This window comes from Streptomyces sp. NPDC091649 (assembly GCF_044756785.1).
Taxonomy (GTDB): Bacteria; Actinomycetota; Actinomycetes; order Streptomycetales; family Streptomycetaceae; genus Streptomyces.
Genome location: NZ_JBIVTR010000003.1, coordinates 160,588 through 175,557, shown reverse-complemented (window position 1 = coordinate 175,557; position 14,970 = coordinate 160,588). Strand labels below are relative to the sequence as shown.

The following is a 14,970-nucleotide window of genomic DNA, read 5'->3' as shown; positions in this document are numbered from 1 at the left end:
GGCTCCGGTCTCAGCGGGTGAACGTGTCGATGGCGGCGATCAGCCAGCTGTCCCCGCGGCGGACCGCGTCCACGGCGAACATGGCCGCCGCGTACGTCGTCTCCTCGTCCTTGCCGGTACGGGTGTTGCTCTGGTCGGCGAAGATCAGCAGCCGGGCACGGTCGCCGTCGAGGAACTCGACCCCGCTCCCGGTCACGGTGGTGGTCAGGACGAGCTTCTGCCGCGGAGCCTGCTCCCGTACGTCGGCGAGCATGTCCTTGTGCTGTTGCACGGCCCGGCCGGTCAGGTAGGTGCTCGCCGCACGGTCGGACCGGGCGGGCGAGGCGTAGTCGTACGAGAACACCGCGCCGACCGCCTCACTGATCCGGCCCTTCACCTCGCTCGTCCTGCCGATGTCGGTGAGAGCGGTGTTCTGCCGGGCCGGTTCGTCGCGCAGATCGTCGGCCGAGGCGAAGGCCCAGGCGGCGAAGGACCCCAGCAGCACGGTGAGGGCGCACAGGACGACGGGCAGCCCGACGCGGAGGCGGGATGCCGTACCGCGGAGGCGTGGTGCCGCGTCACGGGAGGCGTCGGGAGCGGTGCCGGGAGTGGCATCGGCGTCGGGGCCGGTGGTGGAGTCGGCGTCGGCCCCGGCGTCGTGGGTACGGCCGGGGTCGCCGACGGTTTCGGTGCCGGTGGCCGTGCGCGTTGCGCCCTGCGGTCCGATGTCGGTGGCGGTGGCGGCTTCCGGGGCGGAGGTCATCCCGGATTCCGGTTCCGTCCCGGCCTCCGCCGTACGCGGTGGCGCCGTGGCCAGCCGACGGCGGCGGTTGACGAGGTGGCGGGTCGTCGACATGGGCGAGGTCCTCTCCGGGATGTGCGGGGCGGGGCGGGGCGGGTGCGGAGTCGAGGTCAGCCGGCCGTGCCGCCGACGGGCGCCTGACCCAGCGCGCTGAGTTTCCATCCCTCGGACGTCCGGGTCAGGCTTCCGAGCAACCGGCTCTCCTTCACCGCGGGTTCGCCCTCCGGCGCGGTCACGGTGACCCGCAGCGCCACCATCACCCCGGCACGGCCCGCACGTTCGTCCAGTTCGGTCACCGCGCCGGAGAGGACCTCGGCCGTGCTCACCGTCTTCGCCTTGCCGATCTGCTCGGCGAACGCGTCGCGTCCGTCGATGAGTTGGGCATGCAGGTCGCCGGTGGTGGACTGCTCCCAGCTGTCGAGCCCCTTCTCCAGCGACCGGTGGTCCAGGGTGTTCATGTTCTGCACCGCCTGTTCGCCCGCCGCCAGCGCGTCGTCCCGCACCTGTGCGAAGGACGCCGCGTCGTCGTGCGCGGCCTCGTAGCGCAGCCAGCCGCCCCAGCCCGCCGCTCCGGCCGCGCAGACCGCCAGGGCGAGCGTGGCGATCACCAGCGGATTCCTCGTCCCCGCCCGTGTCGTGCCTTCCCGCGCCGTGCCCTCGTGTGCCGTGCCCTCTTGTGCCGTGCCCTCGCCGGCCGTGCTCTCTTGTGCCCTGCCCTGGCGTGCCGTCCACTGCCGTGCCATGTGCTGCCTCTCCCCTGCCTGCCCAACCGGACCGGTGCGCCATCGCCTCCGGCCCGCCGTCATGTGGTGCCGATCTCGACGATCCACCAGCGCCCGTCACGCAGTTCGGCGGTCACCGTGAGCTGAGCGGAGGCGGTGGTCGGGGTGCGGCCCCGCCGTTCGTAGACCTGGTCGAGGAAGACCAGGAGGTGGGCGCTGCTGCCGGTCAGCCGGGTCACCCCGGCCCGGACGACCTCGGTGGTGAGCGTCAGCTTCTGGTCGGCGGACTGCCGTTCGACCTGGCCGAACAGTGCCGCGTACTGCTGGAGCGCCTTGCCGGCCAGGACGTCCTTCGCCGCCGCCCTGGTGACGGCGGTGGCTCCGGGACCGTACGAGAAGATCTTCCCGAGCGCGCTGCTGACGTCGCCGGTGACGCGGGTGGTCGCCTCCGCGTCGGTGAGCGCGAGGTTCGTGGTGGCCGGGGTGTCACGCAGGTGGCGGCCCTCGACGTACAGGGCGCCCCCCGTGGCGATCATCGCGACCGCCAGGAGTGCGCCGAGAACGCGGGGCCAGCGGCGCCGCGAAACCTCCACGGCGCCCTCCGGGCCCCCCTCCGCCGTCGCCGTGTCCTCCGCGTCCGCCACGTCCCCCGCCGTGTCCTGGTTTCCAGGGGCGGGGTCGGGGCGGCCCTCCTCCGGGCCGGGGCCCGCGTCCGTGCCGAGGGGCGCGTCCGCCGCCTTCGTGTCCGGCGTGTCCGTCGTCGTGTACGGCGTGTCCGTCGTCGTGCTGTTCACGGTCGTCGCCCCTCCCCGTGGTCTCATCGGCCGCCGCCCGTCCCGATCGCCGTGAGCGCCTTGACCTTCCAGCCGTCGGCCGTACGGGCGAGGGTCGCCCCGAACCGCTTGCGCTGGGTGCCGGCCGCACCGGTGCGCGGGGTGACCTCGACGTCCACGGTGGCGATCAGCTCCGCCGTGCCCGTGCGCTCGTCCAATGCGGTCAGCGCGGCCGACGTGACCTTGCCGCGTGCCGTGTCTCCCGCGGCCGTCAGCGACTTCGCGTCCGCGTTCCGGGTCCGCTTCAGTTCGTCGTGCAGCGGCCCCGTGGAGGAGTCCAGCCAGGCCCGCAGGCCCGCTTCCACCCGCTTCGCGTTCTCGCCGTCCAGGCTGTTCAGCGTCGCCAGATGGCGTTTGCCCTCGGCCAGCGCCGTGTCGCGCGCCTTCGCGTACGACAGGGAGCGGTCGCCGCGCGCCTGCCCGTACGACCAGGCCCCCAGGCCGCAGACCAGGGCGGCGACGAGCAGCACGGCCCAGCCCACCGGGCGTCGGGTGCGGGGAGTCATGAGCCGCCTCCCAGGCCGAGCAGCCCGGCCATGCCCTCGGCCGGCGGCCGAGCGGTCGTCGCATCGCCGCCCACGGCCCCGGGCAGCTTCATCGATCCCGGTACGGCCGGTTTCGGCACCGGGCCGCCCTTGGGGGCGTTGGCGCTGCCCCGGACGTTGACGCCGGTGCCGGGCGCGGACGTACAGCGGGCGGCCGTGTTCACGGCGGGCCCGTCCGAGGTGTCGAGGCCGTTGCGGTAGACCGTGCCTCCGTAACCCGCGGTGCAGGGCAGCGGTTCGAAGAAGGTGACGGACATCCCGAACCGGGCGCCGTCCTCGTCGACCGCGCTCGCTCCGGCGGCGGCGACGGCGGGCAGCTTCACGAGGAGTTCCTCCAGACCGCGCTGACGGGTCACGGCGACCTCCGAAGTGGTGAGGAGGTTGGCGACGACGACGCCGAAGGCGGGATCGACATCGCGCAGCAGTCCGCTGATCTGGGTGGCGGCGTCCGGAGTGGTCGCGATGAGGCGGCGCAGGTCGGCGTCGGAACCCTTGAGTTCGGCGGCCAGTTCCTTGGCTCCGGAGGCGAAGCCCTTGAGCGCCTGCCCCTGTTCGGCCTGGGTGCGCAGGACTCGCTCGCCGTCGGCCATCAGCCGGGTGGTGACCGGCAGGGCCTTGTCGGCTGCCTCGACGAAGTCGCCCCCGGTGTCCAGCAGGACCTGGAGGTCGTCGCCGCGCCCTTCGAAGGCGGCGCCGAACTCCTCGACCACGGTCCGCAGGCTCTCCAGGTCCACCGAGCTCGCCAGGCTGTCGACGCTGGTGAGGACGTCGGTGGGGGGTGCCGGGATGGTGGTGTCGGCCTCGTCGATGACGGAGCCGTTGCCCAGGTAGGGCCCGTCCGCACGGGTGGGCCGCAGATCGACGTACTGCTCGCCGACCGCGGAGAGGTTCGCCACGACGGCGGTGAGGCTGTCCGGGATCGGCGGGGCGTCCTTCTCGATCCGCAGCTGGGCCTCGACGCCTTCGTCGGTCAGGTCGATGGGGCCGACACGACCCACGGAGACACCCCGGTAGGTGACGTTGGAGTGGGTGTACAGGCCGCCCGTCTGCGGGAGTTGCACCGTGACGGTGTAGTAGCTGCGCAGTCCCACGTAATGGCCGAGATCGGCGTACCGCACGCCCAGGTAGCCGAGGACGAGGACGGCGATGACGAGGAAGGCGAGGTTCTTCAGCCGGATGGCGAGGGTGATCACGGCGTCGCCTCCTTCGCGGGCTTCGGTGTCCCGGACACGGCCGGCTTCGGCGCCCCGGGCGCGGCGGTCTTCGGTGTGCCCGACACGGCGGGCAGCGGCAGCGGCAGCGCCCTGGCTGCCGCCCCCTCGCCCTCGGCCGGCGGCAGCGGGATTCCGGGGGCGTCCGGCGTGAGGGCCGGGATGATCTGCGTACCGGGCACGGCCGTCACGTCCAGGTAGACGTTGAGGTAGTCGCCCTTGACACCGCGCAGGACCTCGTCCGTGAAGGGGTAGGTGAGCAGCACCTGCAGCGAGTCGGGGAGGTCCTGGCCCGAGTCGGCGAGCGCCCTGAGGGTCGGGGCGAGCGCCTTGAGGTCGGCGATCATGTCGGCTTTGCTCCGGTTGATCGTGTCGACGGCCACGGTGGAGAGCGTGTCCAGGGAACGCAGCATGGTCAGCAGGGAGCCGCGCTGCTTCTCCAGGACCTTCAGTCCGGGGCTGAGCCCGGTCAGGACCGTGCCGACGTCCTGTTTGCGGGTGGCCAGGGTGGCCGCGAGCCGGTTGACGCCGTCCAGGGCCTTGGTGATGTCGCCCTTGTTCTCGTCCAGGTTGGTCACGAGCGTGTCGACCCGGTTGAGCATGGAGCGGATCTGCGGTTCCTGCCCGGAGAGCGCCTTGTTGAGTTCGGTGGTGATGGTCTTGAGCTGGTTGACGCCACCCCCGTTGAGGAGCATGGACAGGGCGCCGAAGACCTCTTCGACCTCCGGGTTCCGGTTGGTGCGGGAGTGCGGTATGCGGCCGCCGGCGGCGAGCGATCCTCGTGCGGTGCCCTTCGGGGGCGGGGCGAGCTGAATGAACTTCTCGCCGAGCAGGCTGGACTGTTCCAGTCGGGCGTAGGCGTTCGCGGGGAGTTGGATCTCCCCGTTGACCCGCATGGTGACCCGGGCCCGCCAGCCGTCCGGGGCGAGGGCGATCTTCGTGACGCGCCCCACGGACACGTCGTTGACCTTGACCGAGGACTGCGGGGCGAGGCTGAGGACGTCGCCGAACTCGGCGGTCACCTCGTACGGGCGGTCGCCGAGATCCGCTCCGCCCGGCAGGGGGATCTGTTCGATGCCGGTGAAGGAGGGAACGTCGGCGCGGACCGCGACCAGGGCGATCAGCGCTCCGGTGGCGAGCAGGGCCACACCTCCGACGGCGGCCCGTACGACGGGTCTGCGCCGGTCGTCGCCGTTCATCGTTCCGCCCCCTTCTTCGTGGCCGCTTCCCGGTCTCCGGACCCGTCTCCGGACCCGTCTCCGGACCCGTCTCCGGATTGCTTGCCCGACTGCTTCCCGGGTGTGCCGTAGACCGTTCCGACCTCCGGCAGCGGCAGGACGGGAAGGTCCTTGCGGCGGGTCGCGTCGACGGGGGCGAGGCCGGTGAGCCGGCCGGCGGCGGAGGCCGCCCCGGGGTCGACGAGCGGTCCGCCCATGGACAGTTCGTTGAGGTTGGTCCGCCCGTTGAGGGTGCGGTTGGCCGGGTCGTAGGCGTTGAGGACGTTGCCCGCGGCGAGCGGCAGGGTGTCCATCGCCTCGGCGAGCGAGGCCCGCTGGTCGACGAGCGCCTGGGTGACGGGCACCAGGGCCTCGACGTTCTTCTTGAGCGCGCCGCGGTTCTTGGCGATGAACGCCTTGACCTGGCCGAGGGCGGTGCCGAGTTCCTTGAGGGCCGCGCTGAGGTTCTTCTTGTCGTCGGCGAGGAAGGAGGTGACCGTGTTCAGCTGCTGTTCGGCACTGCGGACGTTGCCGTCGTTCTTCTTGAGCATGGTGGTGAAAGTCTGGAGGTGGGCCAGGGTGTCGAACAGGTCGCCGCTGCTCTTGTCGAGGGTCTTGGTGGCCTTGCCGAACTGCTCGATGGAGTCTCCGATGGCCTTTCCGTTGCCGTCGAGGTTCTTCGCCCCGGTGTCCAGGAGCCGGGCGAGCGCCCCGTCGGAGTTGGCTCCGTTCGGACCCAGCGCGGTGGAGAGTTCGGTGATGGAGGCGTACAGCTCGTCGACCTCGACGGGGGTGGCGTTGCGGGCCGCGGGCAGGACCGCGTCGTCGGCGAGCCGGGGGCCGCCGGCGTAGGCCGGGGCGAGCTGGACGTAGCGGTCGGCGACCAGGCTGGGGGCGACGACCACGGCGTGTGCGTCCTTGGGGACGTCGATGCCCCGGTCCAGGCGCAGGACGACCTTCACCTCCTTGCCGCGGGGCTCGACGGAGTCGACGGTGCCGACCTTGACGCCGAGGATCCGCAGGTCGGATCCGGCGTAGACACCGGTGGCGCGCTCGAAGTAGGCGGTGACGGTGGTCTTCCCGTCCTCCTCCAGGGCGCTCACTCCGGTGGCGGCCGCGACGGCGACGAGGGCGAGTCCGGCGGCGATGCCGGTGATGCGGGTGCGTCTCATGTCAGCGGCCCCCTTCCTGCCGCGGTGGCATGCATCCGGTCGCCGGGGGTGTGCCGGCGGGGAGGTAGCTCTTGGGCACGACGCCGCAGACGTAGTTGTCGAACCAGCGCCCGCTGCCCAGGGTGTTGCCGACGAGCCGGCTGTAGGAGCCGGTCATGGCGAGGACCTTGTCCAGGCTCTTGCGGTTCTTCACGAGCACGGCGGTGACCCGGCCGAGGGACTGGAGGGTCGGCCCGAGCTGCTTGTCGTTGTCCTCGACGAGTCCGGTGAGCTGGGTGCCCAGCTTCCGGGTGCCGGTGAGCAGCAGGTGGATGGAGTCGCGGCGGGCCTGGATCTCGCCGAGGAGCAGGTTTCCGTCCTCCAGGAGGGTTTCGAAGCTGCTCTTCTTCCCGGCGAGGGTCTCGGTGAGCTGTTTGCTGCTGCGGAGCAGGGTGGCGAGCTGGGCGTCGCGTTCGGAGACCGTACGGGAGAGGGCGGAGAGCCCGTCCGCGGCGCTGCGGACGTGGGGCGGGGAGTCCTTGAAGGTGGCGGAGATCGTCTCGAAGCTCTTCGCGAGCTGTTCGGTGTCGATCTCCCCGATGGTCTCCCCGAGTCCGTTGAACGCCTGGGTGACGTCGTACGGGGACGTGGTGCGGCTCGCGGTGATACGGGAGCCGGGGTCCTGCGGGGCGTCGCCCAGCGGGTCGACGGCGAGGTACTTCTCGCCGAGGAGGGTCTTGATGGCGATGCCCACGGTGGAGGAGTCGCCGATCCAGGCGTCCTTCACCCGGAAGTCGACCCGGACCTTCGCTCCGTCGAGGGAGACGCCGGTGACCTCGCCGACCTTCACTCCGGCGATCCGGACCTCGTCCCCGTCGGCGAGGCCGGCGGACTCGGTGAAGTCAGCGCTGTAGGAGGTGCCTCCCTGGACGAAGGGCAGTGAGTCGGCGCGCCAGCCGGCGAGGCCGACCAGGGCCAGGACGAGGAGCCCGGCGATGGCGACGGCGACCGGGTTGCGTTCCCGGATGGGGGTGATTCTCATGCCAGGCACCTCGGTTGGGTGATCGCGATACCGCCCGGCGGCTTGCTGCCGTCGTCGTGGGTGACGCCGCTGACCTTCGCTTCGCAGAGGTAGAGGTTGAGCCACGATCCGTAGGACGTCAGCCGGCTGATGGCCGCCATCTTGGCCGGGGTCTTCTGGAGGAAGTTCTCGATCTGAGGCGTGTCCTTCTCCAACTGACCACTGAGTCGACCGAGTTGGCGGATGTCGTCCTTGAGCGGCTTCCGGCCGTCCTGGAAGAGGTCGGCGGTGACGGTGGTGAGCGCGCCCATCGCCGTGACGGCCTCGCCGAGCGGCTTGCGGTCGCCGGAGAAGCCGGTGACCAGCTTCTGGAGGGTGACCACGAGGTCGTCGAAGCCCGCCTCCCGGTCGTTGACCGTCTTCAGGACGGTGTTGAGGTTCTTGATCACCTCGCCGATCACCTTGTCCTTCGCGGCGACGGTGGTGGTGAGCGAGCCGACGTGCCGCAGGATGCTGTCGACGGTGCCGCCCTCGCCCTGGAGGACCTGGACGATGGAGCCGGCGAGTTGGTTGACGTCGGGCGGGGACAGCCCTTCGAAGAGGGGCTGGAAGCCGTTGAAGAGCTGGGTGAGGTCGAGCGCCGGGGTGGTGCGGGAGAGCGGGATGGTGTCGCCCGGCGCGAAGGCCCGGCCGACGGGTCCCGGGCCCCGGTCGAGGTCGACGTACCGCTGGCCGACCATGTTGAGGTATTTGATGGACGCCGTCACCGAGGCGGGGAGGGCGCGCCCCTTGCGTACGGCGAAGGCGACCTCGGCGACCCGTCGGTCGGCGACCTTCACGGACTCGACCTGGCCGACCTTCACCCCGGCTATCCGGACGCTGTCGCCGGGGATGAGCCCGGTGGCGTCGGTGAACCGCGCCTTGTAGGCGGTGGTGTCCCCGACGCCCGTGTTGGCGATGGAGAGCCCGAGGACGGTGGTGGCCAGCACGGTCACGACGATGAAGACGAGGGACTTGGCGATCGGTCCAGCGAGCGAGCGGCGTTTCACTTGAGCTTCACCTCCGCACCGCGGAAGGCCGGGCCGATGAGCACGCTGCTCCAGTCGGGCAGGGACCCGGGCCGGACCTTCAGCGAGGGTGCGACCAGTTCGTTGACGAGCCGGGATTCCTGAGGGGAGTTGGGCAGTCCGAGCGCGGTGTCCGCGTCGTCGCCCCGGTCTGCCGGGGGTGCGGTGACGTCGGCGGCCCGGCGGGTGTCGGCGGTCGGGGCGTGCTTGCCGACGTACGGCACCGAGTAGCAGTGCGGTCCGCCGCCGGCCCCGTACACCGGCGTGTCCTTCCCGGGGACGTACTTGCCCTTGGAGGGGACGGCCTTGATCGACACGTGCAGCCCCGGTTCGTCGGTGCCCTTGCCGAGGGCCTTGTCCATGGCCGGAACGAAGCCGGCCATGGTGCGCAGGGTGCAGGGGAACGACTCGGCGTATTCGGCGAGGAGTTCGAGGGAGGGCCGGCCGGCGGCGGAGAGCCGGATGAGGTTGTCCTTGTTCTCCCGGAGGAAGGAGGTCGTGTCCTGCGCGGCGGCCGTGGTGGCGCCGTAGAGCCCGGCGAGCCGCGCCTCCTGGTCGGCGAGGGTGGAGCTGGTGACCGTGGCGTCGGTCAGAGCGTCGAGGACGTCCGGGGCGGCGTCCGCGTACAGCGTGCTCACCTTGACGAGTTCCTTGATGTCGGCGTTGAGGGTGGGGAGTTGGGGGTTGAACTTCTTCAGGTGGCCGTCGAGGGTGGTCAGCGTCTCGCCGAGGCGTTCCCCCCGCCCCTCCAGGGCCTGGGACACCGCGTTCAAGGTGGCGGAGAGCTTCTCGGGCTTCACGGCGGTCAGCAGCGGCAGGACGTTGTCCAGGACCTGTTCCAGCTCGATGGCGTTGCTGGAGCGGTCCTGCGGGATGACCGCCCCGGCCCGCAGGGTCGAGCCCGTCGGGATGCGCGGTGGGACGAGTGCGACGAACCGTGCGCCGAAGAGTGTGGTGGGGAGCATCTGCGCGGTGACGTCGGCGGGGACCTGTTCGAGCTTGTCCCGGTCGATGGCCAGGGTGAGGCTGGCGCCGTCGCCGTCGGTGGCGATGGAGCGGACCTGGCCGATGACGACGCCGCGCAGCTTCACATCGGCGTTGTCGTGCATCTCGTTGCCGACCGAGCCGGTGCGGACGGTGACGGTGGCGTCGTCGGTGAAGTCCTTCTCGTACACGGATACCGACACCCACACCAGGACGGCGGGCACCAGGAGGAAGGCGACTCCGGCCAGTCTCCGGCGGACCGTGCGTGTACTGGATCTGCCCATCAGCCTGCCACCTTCACCGTCGTCGTGGCGCCCCAGATGGCGAGCGAGAGGAAGAAGTCGGTGACGCTGATGATGACGATGGCGTTGCGCACCGACCGGCCGACCGCCACGCCCACGCCGGCCGGTCCGCCGGTGGCATGGAAGCCGTAGTAGCAGTGGGCGAGGATGACCAGCACGCTGAAGATCAGCACCTTGAGCACCGACAGCAGCACGTCCTGCGGGGAGAGGAAGAGGTTGAAGTAGTGGTCGTACGTCCCGGCCGACTGTCCGTTGAACAGGATGGTGATGTAGCGGGAGGCGACGTACGAGGAGAGCAGCCCGATCGCGTACAGCGGGATGATCGCGACGACTCCGGCGATGATCCGGGTGGTGACGAGGTAGGGCATGGACCGGACGCCCATCGCCTCCAGGGCGTCGACCTCCTCGTTGATCCGCATCGCGCCGAGCTGGGCGGTGAAGCCCGCGCCGACGGTGGCCGAGAGGGCCAGTCCGGCGACCAGGGGGGCGATCTCCCGGGTGTTGAAGTAGGCGGAGATGAACCCGGTGAAGGCCGAGGTGCCGATCTGGTTGAGGGCCGCGTAACCCTGGAGCCCGACGACGGTGCCGGTGAAGAGGGTCATGGCGATCATCACGCCGATGGTGCCGCCGATGACGCCGAGGCCGCCGCTGCCGAAGGTGACTTCGGCCAGCAGCCGCTGCACCTCACGCAGATAGCGGCGCAGGGTGCGCGGTATCCAGACGAGTGCCTTGACGTAGAAGGTGAGTTGGTCGCCCGATCGGTCGAGCCAGCTGAGCATCGCCATCGGTCAGCTCCCCTTCGCGGGGACGATCTGCAGATAGATCGCCGTGAGGACCATGTTCACGAAGAACAGCAGCATGAAGGTGATGACGACGGACTGGTTGACCGCGTCGCCGACGCCCTTGGGGCCGCCGCGCGGGTTGAGCCCTCGGTAGGCGGCGACGATGCCCGCGATGAAGCCGAAGATCAGGGCCTTGAACTCGCTGATGTAGAGGTCCGGCAGCTGGGCGAGGGCGGAGAAGCTGGCGAGGTACGCGCCCGGGGTGCCGTCCTGCATGATCACGTTGAAGAAGTAGCCGCCGAGCGTGCCGACCACGGAGATCAGGCCGTTGAGCAGGACGGCGACGAGCATGGTGGCGAGCACCCGGGGCACGACGAGGCGCTGGATGGGTGAGACGCCCATGACCTCCATCGCGTCGAGTTCCTCGCGGATCTTGCGCGATCCCAGGTCGGCGCAGATCGCGGATCCGGCGGCCCCGGAGATCAGCAGCGCCACGATGAGCGGGCTCGCCTGCTGGATCACGGCCAGCACGCTGGCGCCGCCGGTGAAGGACTGGGCGCCGAGCTGCTGGGTGAGGGAGCCGACCTGGAGGGCGATGACCGCGCCGAACGGGATGGAGACGAGGGCGGCGGGCAGGATCGTGACGCTCGCGACGAACCAGAACTGCTCGATGAACTCGCGCACCTGGAAGGGGCGGCGGAAGACGGCCCGGGCGACCGCGACGGCGAGGGCGAAGAGTTGCCCGGTCTCGCGGAGCGGGGCCAGCAGCCGGGAGGGCCGGCGCTGCTCGGGCGCGGCAGGGGCCTCGGGGCCGGCCTTCCCGGGCGGTTCGGGCGGCTCGGGCGGCCGCACCGGCATCGGAGCGGTCACGCGCGCGCACCCCCCGCGGCCGGGGCGTAGCTGGTGAGGATCGCCGTGCGGGCGGCCTCCGGCAACTGCCCCATCATCGACATGACCCGCTCCCGGCGACGCAGCGCGCCCTGGCGCACGGGCATCCCGGGCGAGGGCTCCAACTGGGGGACGACGGTGCGGGGTCCGGTGAACCACGGGGCGGTGTCGTCCCGCTGCTCGGCGGCGAGGGTGGCGGCGTCCTTCTCCTCGGACATGCCGATGGGCCCTTCGCGGCGTCCGGCGAGGAACTGGGAGACGACCGGGGTGTCGCTGGTGAGCAGTACCTCGCGCGGGCCGAAGGTGACGAGGTTGCGGCAGAACAGCATGCCCATGTTGTCGGGGACGGTCGCCGCGATGTCGAGGTTGTGGGTGACGATGAGCATCGTCGCGTCGATCTGTGCGTTCAGGTCGATGAGGAGCTGCGAGAGGTAGGCGGTGCGGACCGGGTCGAGCCCGGAGTCCGGCTCGTCGCAGAGGATGATCTGCGGGTCCAGGACCAGGGCCCGGGCGAGGCCGGCCCGCTTGCGCATACCGCCGGATATCTCGCCCGGCAGTTTTCCCTCGGCGCCGAGGAGCCCGACGATGTCGATGCGCTCCATGACGATGCGGCGGATCTCGGATTCCTTCTTGCGGGTGTGCTCGCGCAACGGGAAGGCGATGTTGTCGAAGAGCGACATCGAGCCGAAGAGGGCCCCGTCCTGGAACATGAGGCCGAAGAGCTTCCGGGTCTCCATGATGTCGCGCTCGGAGCTGTTCACCATGTCGACGCCGTTGATGAGGACGCGCCCCTGCTCGGGCTTCAGGAGTCCGATGATGGATTTCAGGAAGACGGTCTTTCCGGTGCCGGAAGGGCCGAGCATGACGCTCACTTCACCGGCGGGCAGGGTGAGGCTGACGTCCTGCCAGATGTTCTGCTTGCCGAAGGACTTCGTCAGGCCCTCGACGACTACCTCGATTCCCATCGACCCTCCCTCGATGTGGCGGTGAACGTGTTCATCGTTAGGCGCTCCGGCTCTGAGAAAGGCGATGGCGGCTCGTCACACATGCACCAGGGGGCGCACGTTATGTCCGCCGAAACCGCGGGGCAAGCCGTTGAACAGCGGAGATCGGCGAACGAGAAACCGAGATCGGATCAGTTGTCATTCGGTGACAAGGCCGGTTCCCGTCCTTGTCGAAATCTGCGCAAGCATCCGTACGTCGGCCCGGGGCGACCCGGGGCCGGAGCGGAGCGCACCCGGACCGAGCGTGCCCGGCGAGCTGGTGCGCAGCCGTTTTCGATCGGCACGTCTGGGACGCTACGGGCCGGTAACCTGACTTCGCAATACTGGGTACAGATTTTCCTCGGCGAGAATTCACGTGCTGCGGGGGATTATCAGCTGATGAGTAATCCGCTTCCCAAACCTGTCGAATGATGAGGAGGCGCGCCGCCGGTGGCCCGTTCCGGCAGGCAGGAAAAGAGCCCTTTCGGTCCCGGGGGACCGAGAGGGCTCTGGGGCTGGTCACGTGTCGCGGGACGGCCCGTGGCCGCGGGGACTCACCGCTCGGGGTCGGGCACCCTCGGCGGGCAGTCCGGCCCTTCCGGGTTCGTGGCCACGCACAGCGGCGCCTGGGTCATCTTGGTGTAGTTGTCGGCCTTCTCGCCCGGACTGGAGATGGCCGAGGTGAAGACCGGGTCGAGGTCCTCGCCCACACCGCATCCCTCGAACGGCGGGATGTGGGCGTATCCGGTCAGGGTTCCGCCGAACGCCACGAGGTAGCCGGCCGGCGGATAGCTCTGGCCGTAGCCCCTCAGCACCTGCTCGAAGGGCCGCTCCGTGCGGCAGTCGGGCCCCACGTCCAGCGGGACCCCGTTCACCTCGACGTCGGAGAGCCGCATGACGAGCTGGGCCCTGACGGTCGTCTCCTCCGGGTACGTCGGAGTGTTGGTGACCGTGTGGGTGTGGATCGCGGCCGGCGGGCCCACCTGCTCCAGCGTCATGGTGGCGGTCGTCGGCATGAACCCGAAGCTGAGGAACGTGGCCTTCGTCGGGGGGAGTTGCCGTCGCCCCTCGTGTTCGAAGTTCACCTCCGAGGTGACGTCGACGGTCGAGGCGCAGGAGTCGTTGATGTAGCGCTTGTTCAGCACCACCTTCATGAACGCCGGCCCCAGCGCCGCCGCACCGTCCAGCTTGGCGGCATTGGCGTAGCCGGCCGCGTAGGTTTCGGCGGTGGTCATCACCCACTCGGGCGGGATCTCGATCGGGCAGCTGCCCGGGGCGTCGTCGAGGGCTTCGCGCCGTTCGCCGGCGAGGGCGTCGATCTTCTCCCGCGCGGTGGGCGGCAGTCCCTCGGCCGGACGGGTGGGGGCCGGCGCCGGTGCGGGCTCGCTTTCTCCCGGCCGGGGCGCGGGAGCGGTGGGGTCCGTGTCGCCGCGGACGGTGATCGCGGCCAGTTCCGTCTCCTGTCCGGGAACGGGTTCGCAGGCGATGTCGAGCCCGGGGGGCGTGGTCGCCTCGCCGGCCTCGGTGAGCGAGGTCAGCGAGAGGGCGAGCGCGGCGGGGGCCAGGGTGGCGCGTCCGGGGCTGCCGAAGGAGACCGTCGGCACCTCCCCGGTCGCGGTCAGGGTCAGGTCGCCCTCGTCGGGCAGCGCGACGGCGGGTGCGGTCAGGTCCTGCCAGGAGGCGTCGGCGGACCGGTCGCCGACGGTGTTGCGGACGGTGAGCCGCGCGAGGGCCGACAGGGTGGCGGCGTCCAGGCCGGCGAACCGGGCGAGCGCCGTGGGTTGCAGCTTCACCTCGACGGAGACCTGGCCGGGGCGGACCTCCTCTCCCGTACGGGCCGAGGTGGGGAGCACCGCCGAGACGGCGACGTCCACGTCCTCGGGGCCGGAGGGGAACGGGCAGGCGTAGCGCAGGGCGACCTGTGAGGTCTGTTCCGCGGCGGCCGATTCGGCGCTGGGGACGAGTGCGGTGGCGACGACGAGCGCCCCGCCCACGGCCCAGTGGATCGGTCGTCTCGCCGCGGCGCGTGCATCGACGGTCATACGGATGTGTCCTTCCGGCGCCCCTGGAGGATGGGTGGCTGCGGACCTTGGGTCCGCTTCTCGGCGGTGGTCCCGCGCGAGCCGCGCACGGACGTCGGGCGTGCTGCGGCCGTACGCCGGGCGGTGCCCCGGCCGCGCTCGCGCCGGGCTCGGCCGTACGTCGGCCGGGAGGGAGGGCACACCCCCTACCGACGGGTACGGTACGCACGCCGACGACGCCTGGGAAGGGTCCCGTCGCCGAACGGATCACCGGCGCCCGGTCTTTGGCAGACGGTGACAACCGGCGGCCGTCCGCTTGTCGTCGGGTGCGCGAAAGGGGCCCGCACGGCGGCGGCCGGGTCGGGGCCGCGCGTGGCCGCCCCCGGGCTTCGGCCGGAGCCCGGGAGCGTTCCGCTCGTCGTCGTGCCCGGCCGTCGGGTACGCACGGCCGGGCACGACGCG

At 70.9% G+C, this 14,970-nt stretch carries 14 protein-coding genes; all 14 read right to left on the bottom strand.

The annotated features are described in order from the left end of the window. Nucleotides 1–10 precede the first annotated feature (10 nt). Nucleotides 11–835 carry a hypothetical protein gene (locus ACIQMU_RS08260; RefSeq protein ID WP_402688482.1) on the bottom strand — a complete coding sequence of 275 codons (825 nt, stop codon included), beginning with the start codon at nt 833–835 and terminating at the stop codon, nt 11–13. A 56-nt stretch (nt 836–891) separates the two neighbouring features. Further along, nucleotides 892–1,389: a hypothetical protein gene (locus ACIQMU_RS08255; RefSeq protein ID WP_402688582.1), complete on the bottom strand. Its 498-nt coding sequence runs from the start codon at nt 1,387–1,389 to the stop codon at nt 892–894. Between the two features lie 194 nt (nt 1,390–1,583). Further along, nucleotides 1,584–2,297 carry a hypothetical protein gene (locus ACIQMU_RS08250; protein ID WP_402688481.1) on the bottom strand — a complete coding sequence of 238 codons (714 nt, stop codon included), beginning with the start codon at nt 2,295–2,297 and terminating at the stop codon, nt 1,584–1,586. A gap of 23 nt (nt 2,298–2,320) precedes the next feature. Further along, entirely contained in the window at nt 2,321–2,842 is a 522-nt protein-coding gene (locus ACIQMU_RS08245; RefSeq protein ID WP_352238855.1) for a hypothetical protein, read from the bottom strand. Continuing rightward, nucleotides 2,839–4,074: an MlaD family protein gene (locus ACIQMU_RS08240; RefSeq protein ID WP_352238856.1), complete on the bottom strand. Its 1,236-nt coding sequence runs from the start codon at nt 4,072–4,074 to the stop codon at nt 2,839–2,841. Before ACIQMU_RS08240 ends, ACIQMU_RS08245 begins: the two co-directional genes overlap by 4 nt. Continuing rightward, nucleotides 4,071–5,291, bottom strand: a complete 1,221-nt coding sequence (locus ACIQMU_RS08235) for an MCE family protein (protein WP_402688480.1) — start codon at nt 5,289–5,291, stop codon at nt 4,071–4,073. The genes ACIQMU_RS08240 and ACIQMU_RS08235 overlap by 4 nt, the downstream gene beginning before the upstream one ends. Beyond that, nucleotides 5,288–6,481, bottom strand: coding sequence for an MCE family protein (locus ACIQMU_RS08230; RefSeq protein ID WP_402688479.1), 1,194 nt, complete (start codon nt 6,479–6,481; stop codon nt 5,288–5,290). Before ACIQMU_RS08230 ends, ACIQMU_RS08235 begins: the two co-directional genes overlap by 4 nt. A 1-nt stretch (nt 6,482) precedes the next feature. Further along, nucleotides 6,483–7,502 carry an MCE family protein gene (locus ACIQMU_RS08225; RefSeq protein WP_352238859.1) on the bottom strand — a complete coding sequence of 340 codons (1,020 nt, stop codon included), beginning with the start codon at nt 7,500–7,502 and terminating at the stop codon, nt 6,483–6,485. After that, nucleotides 7,499–8,530: an MCE family protein gene (locus ACIQMU_RS08220; RefSeq protein WP_402688478.1), complete on the bottom strand. Its 1,032-nt coding sequence runs from the start codon at nt 8,528–8,530 to the stop codon at nt 7,499–7,501. The genes ACIQMU_RS08225 and ACIQMU_RS08220 overlap by 4 nt, the downstream gene beginning before the upstream one ends. Next, nucleotides 8,527–9,816, bottom strand: coding sequence for an MCE family protein (locus ACIQMU_RS08215; protein WP_402688477.1), 1,290 nt, complete (start codon nt 9,814–9,816; stop codon nt 8,527–8,529). The genes ACIQMU_RS08220 and ACIQMU_RS08215 overlap by 4 nt, the downstream gene beginning before the upstream one ends. Beyond that, on the bottom strand, nt 9,816–10,619 hold the full coding sequence (locus tag ACIQMU_RS08210; protein WP_352238862.1) for an ABC transporter permease: 804 nt from the start codon (nt 10,617–10,619) through the stop codon (nt 9,816–9,818). The genes ACIQMU_RS08215 and ACIQMU_RS08210 overlap by 1 nt, the downstream gene beginning before the upstream one ends. Nucleotides 10,620–10,622: 3 nt before the next feature. After that, nucleotides 10,623–11,486 carry an MlaE family ABC transporter permease gene (locus ACIQMU_RS08205; protein ID WP_402688476.1) on the bottom strand — a complete coding sequence of 288 codons (864 nt, stop codon included), beginning with the start codon at nt 11,484–11,486 and terminating at the stop codon, nt 10,623–10,625. Next, entirely contained in the window at nt 11,483–12,469 is a 987-nt protein-coding gene (locus ACIQMU_RS08200; protein WP_352238864.1) for an ATP-binding cassette domain-containing protein, read from the bottom strand. The genes ACIQMU_RS08205 and ACIQMU_RS08200 overlap by 4 nt, the downstream gene beginning before the upstream one ends. Nucleotides 12,470–13,041: 572 nt before the next feature. Continuing rightward, complete coding sequence (locus tag ACIQMU_RS08195; protein ID WP_352238865.1) at nt 13,042–14,529, bottom strand: DUF6801 domain-containing protein; 1,488 nt, start codon at nt 14,527–14,529, stop codon at nt 13,042–13,044. Nucleotides 14,530–14,970: the final 441 nt, after the last annotated feature.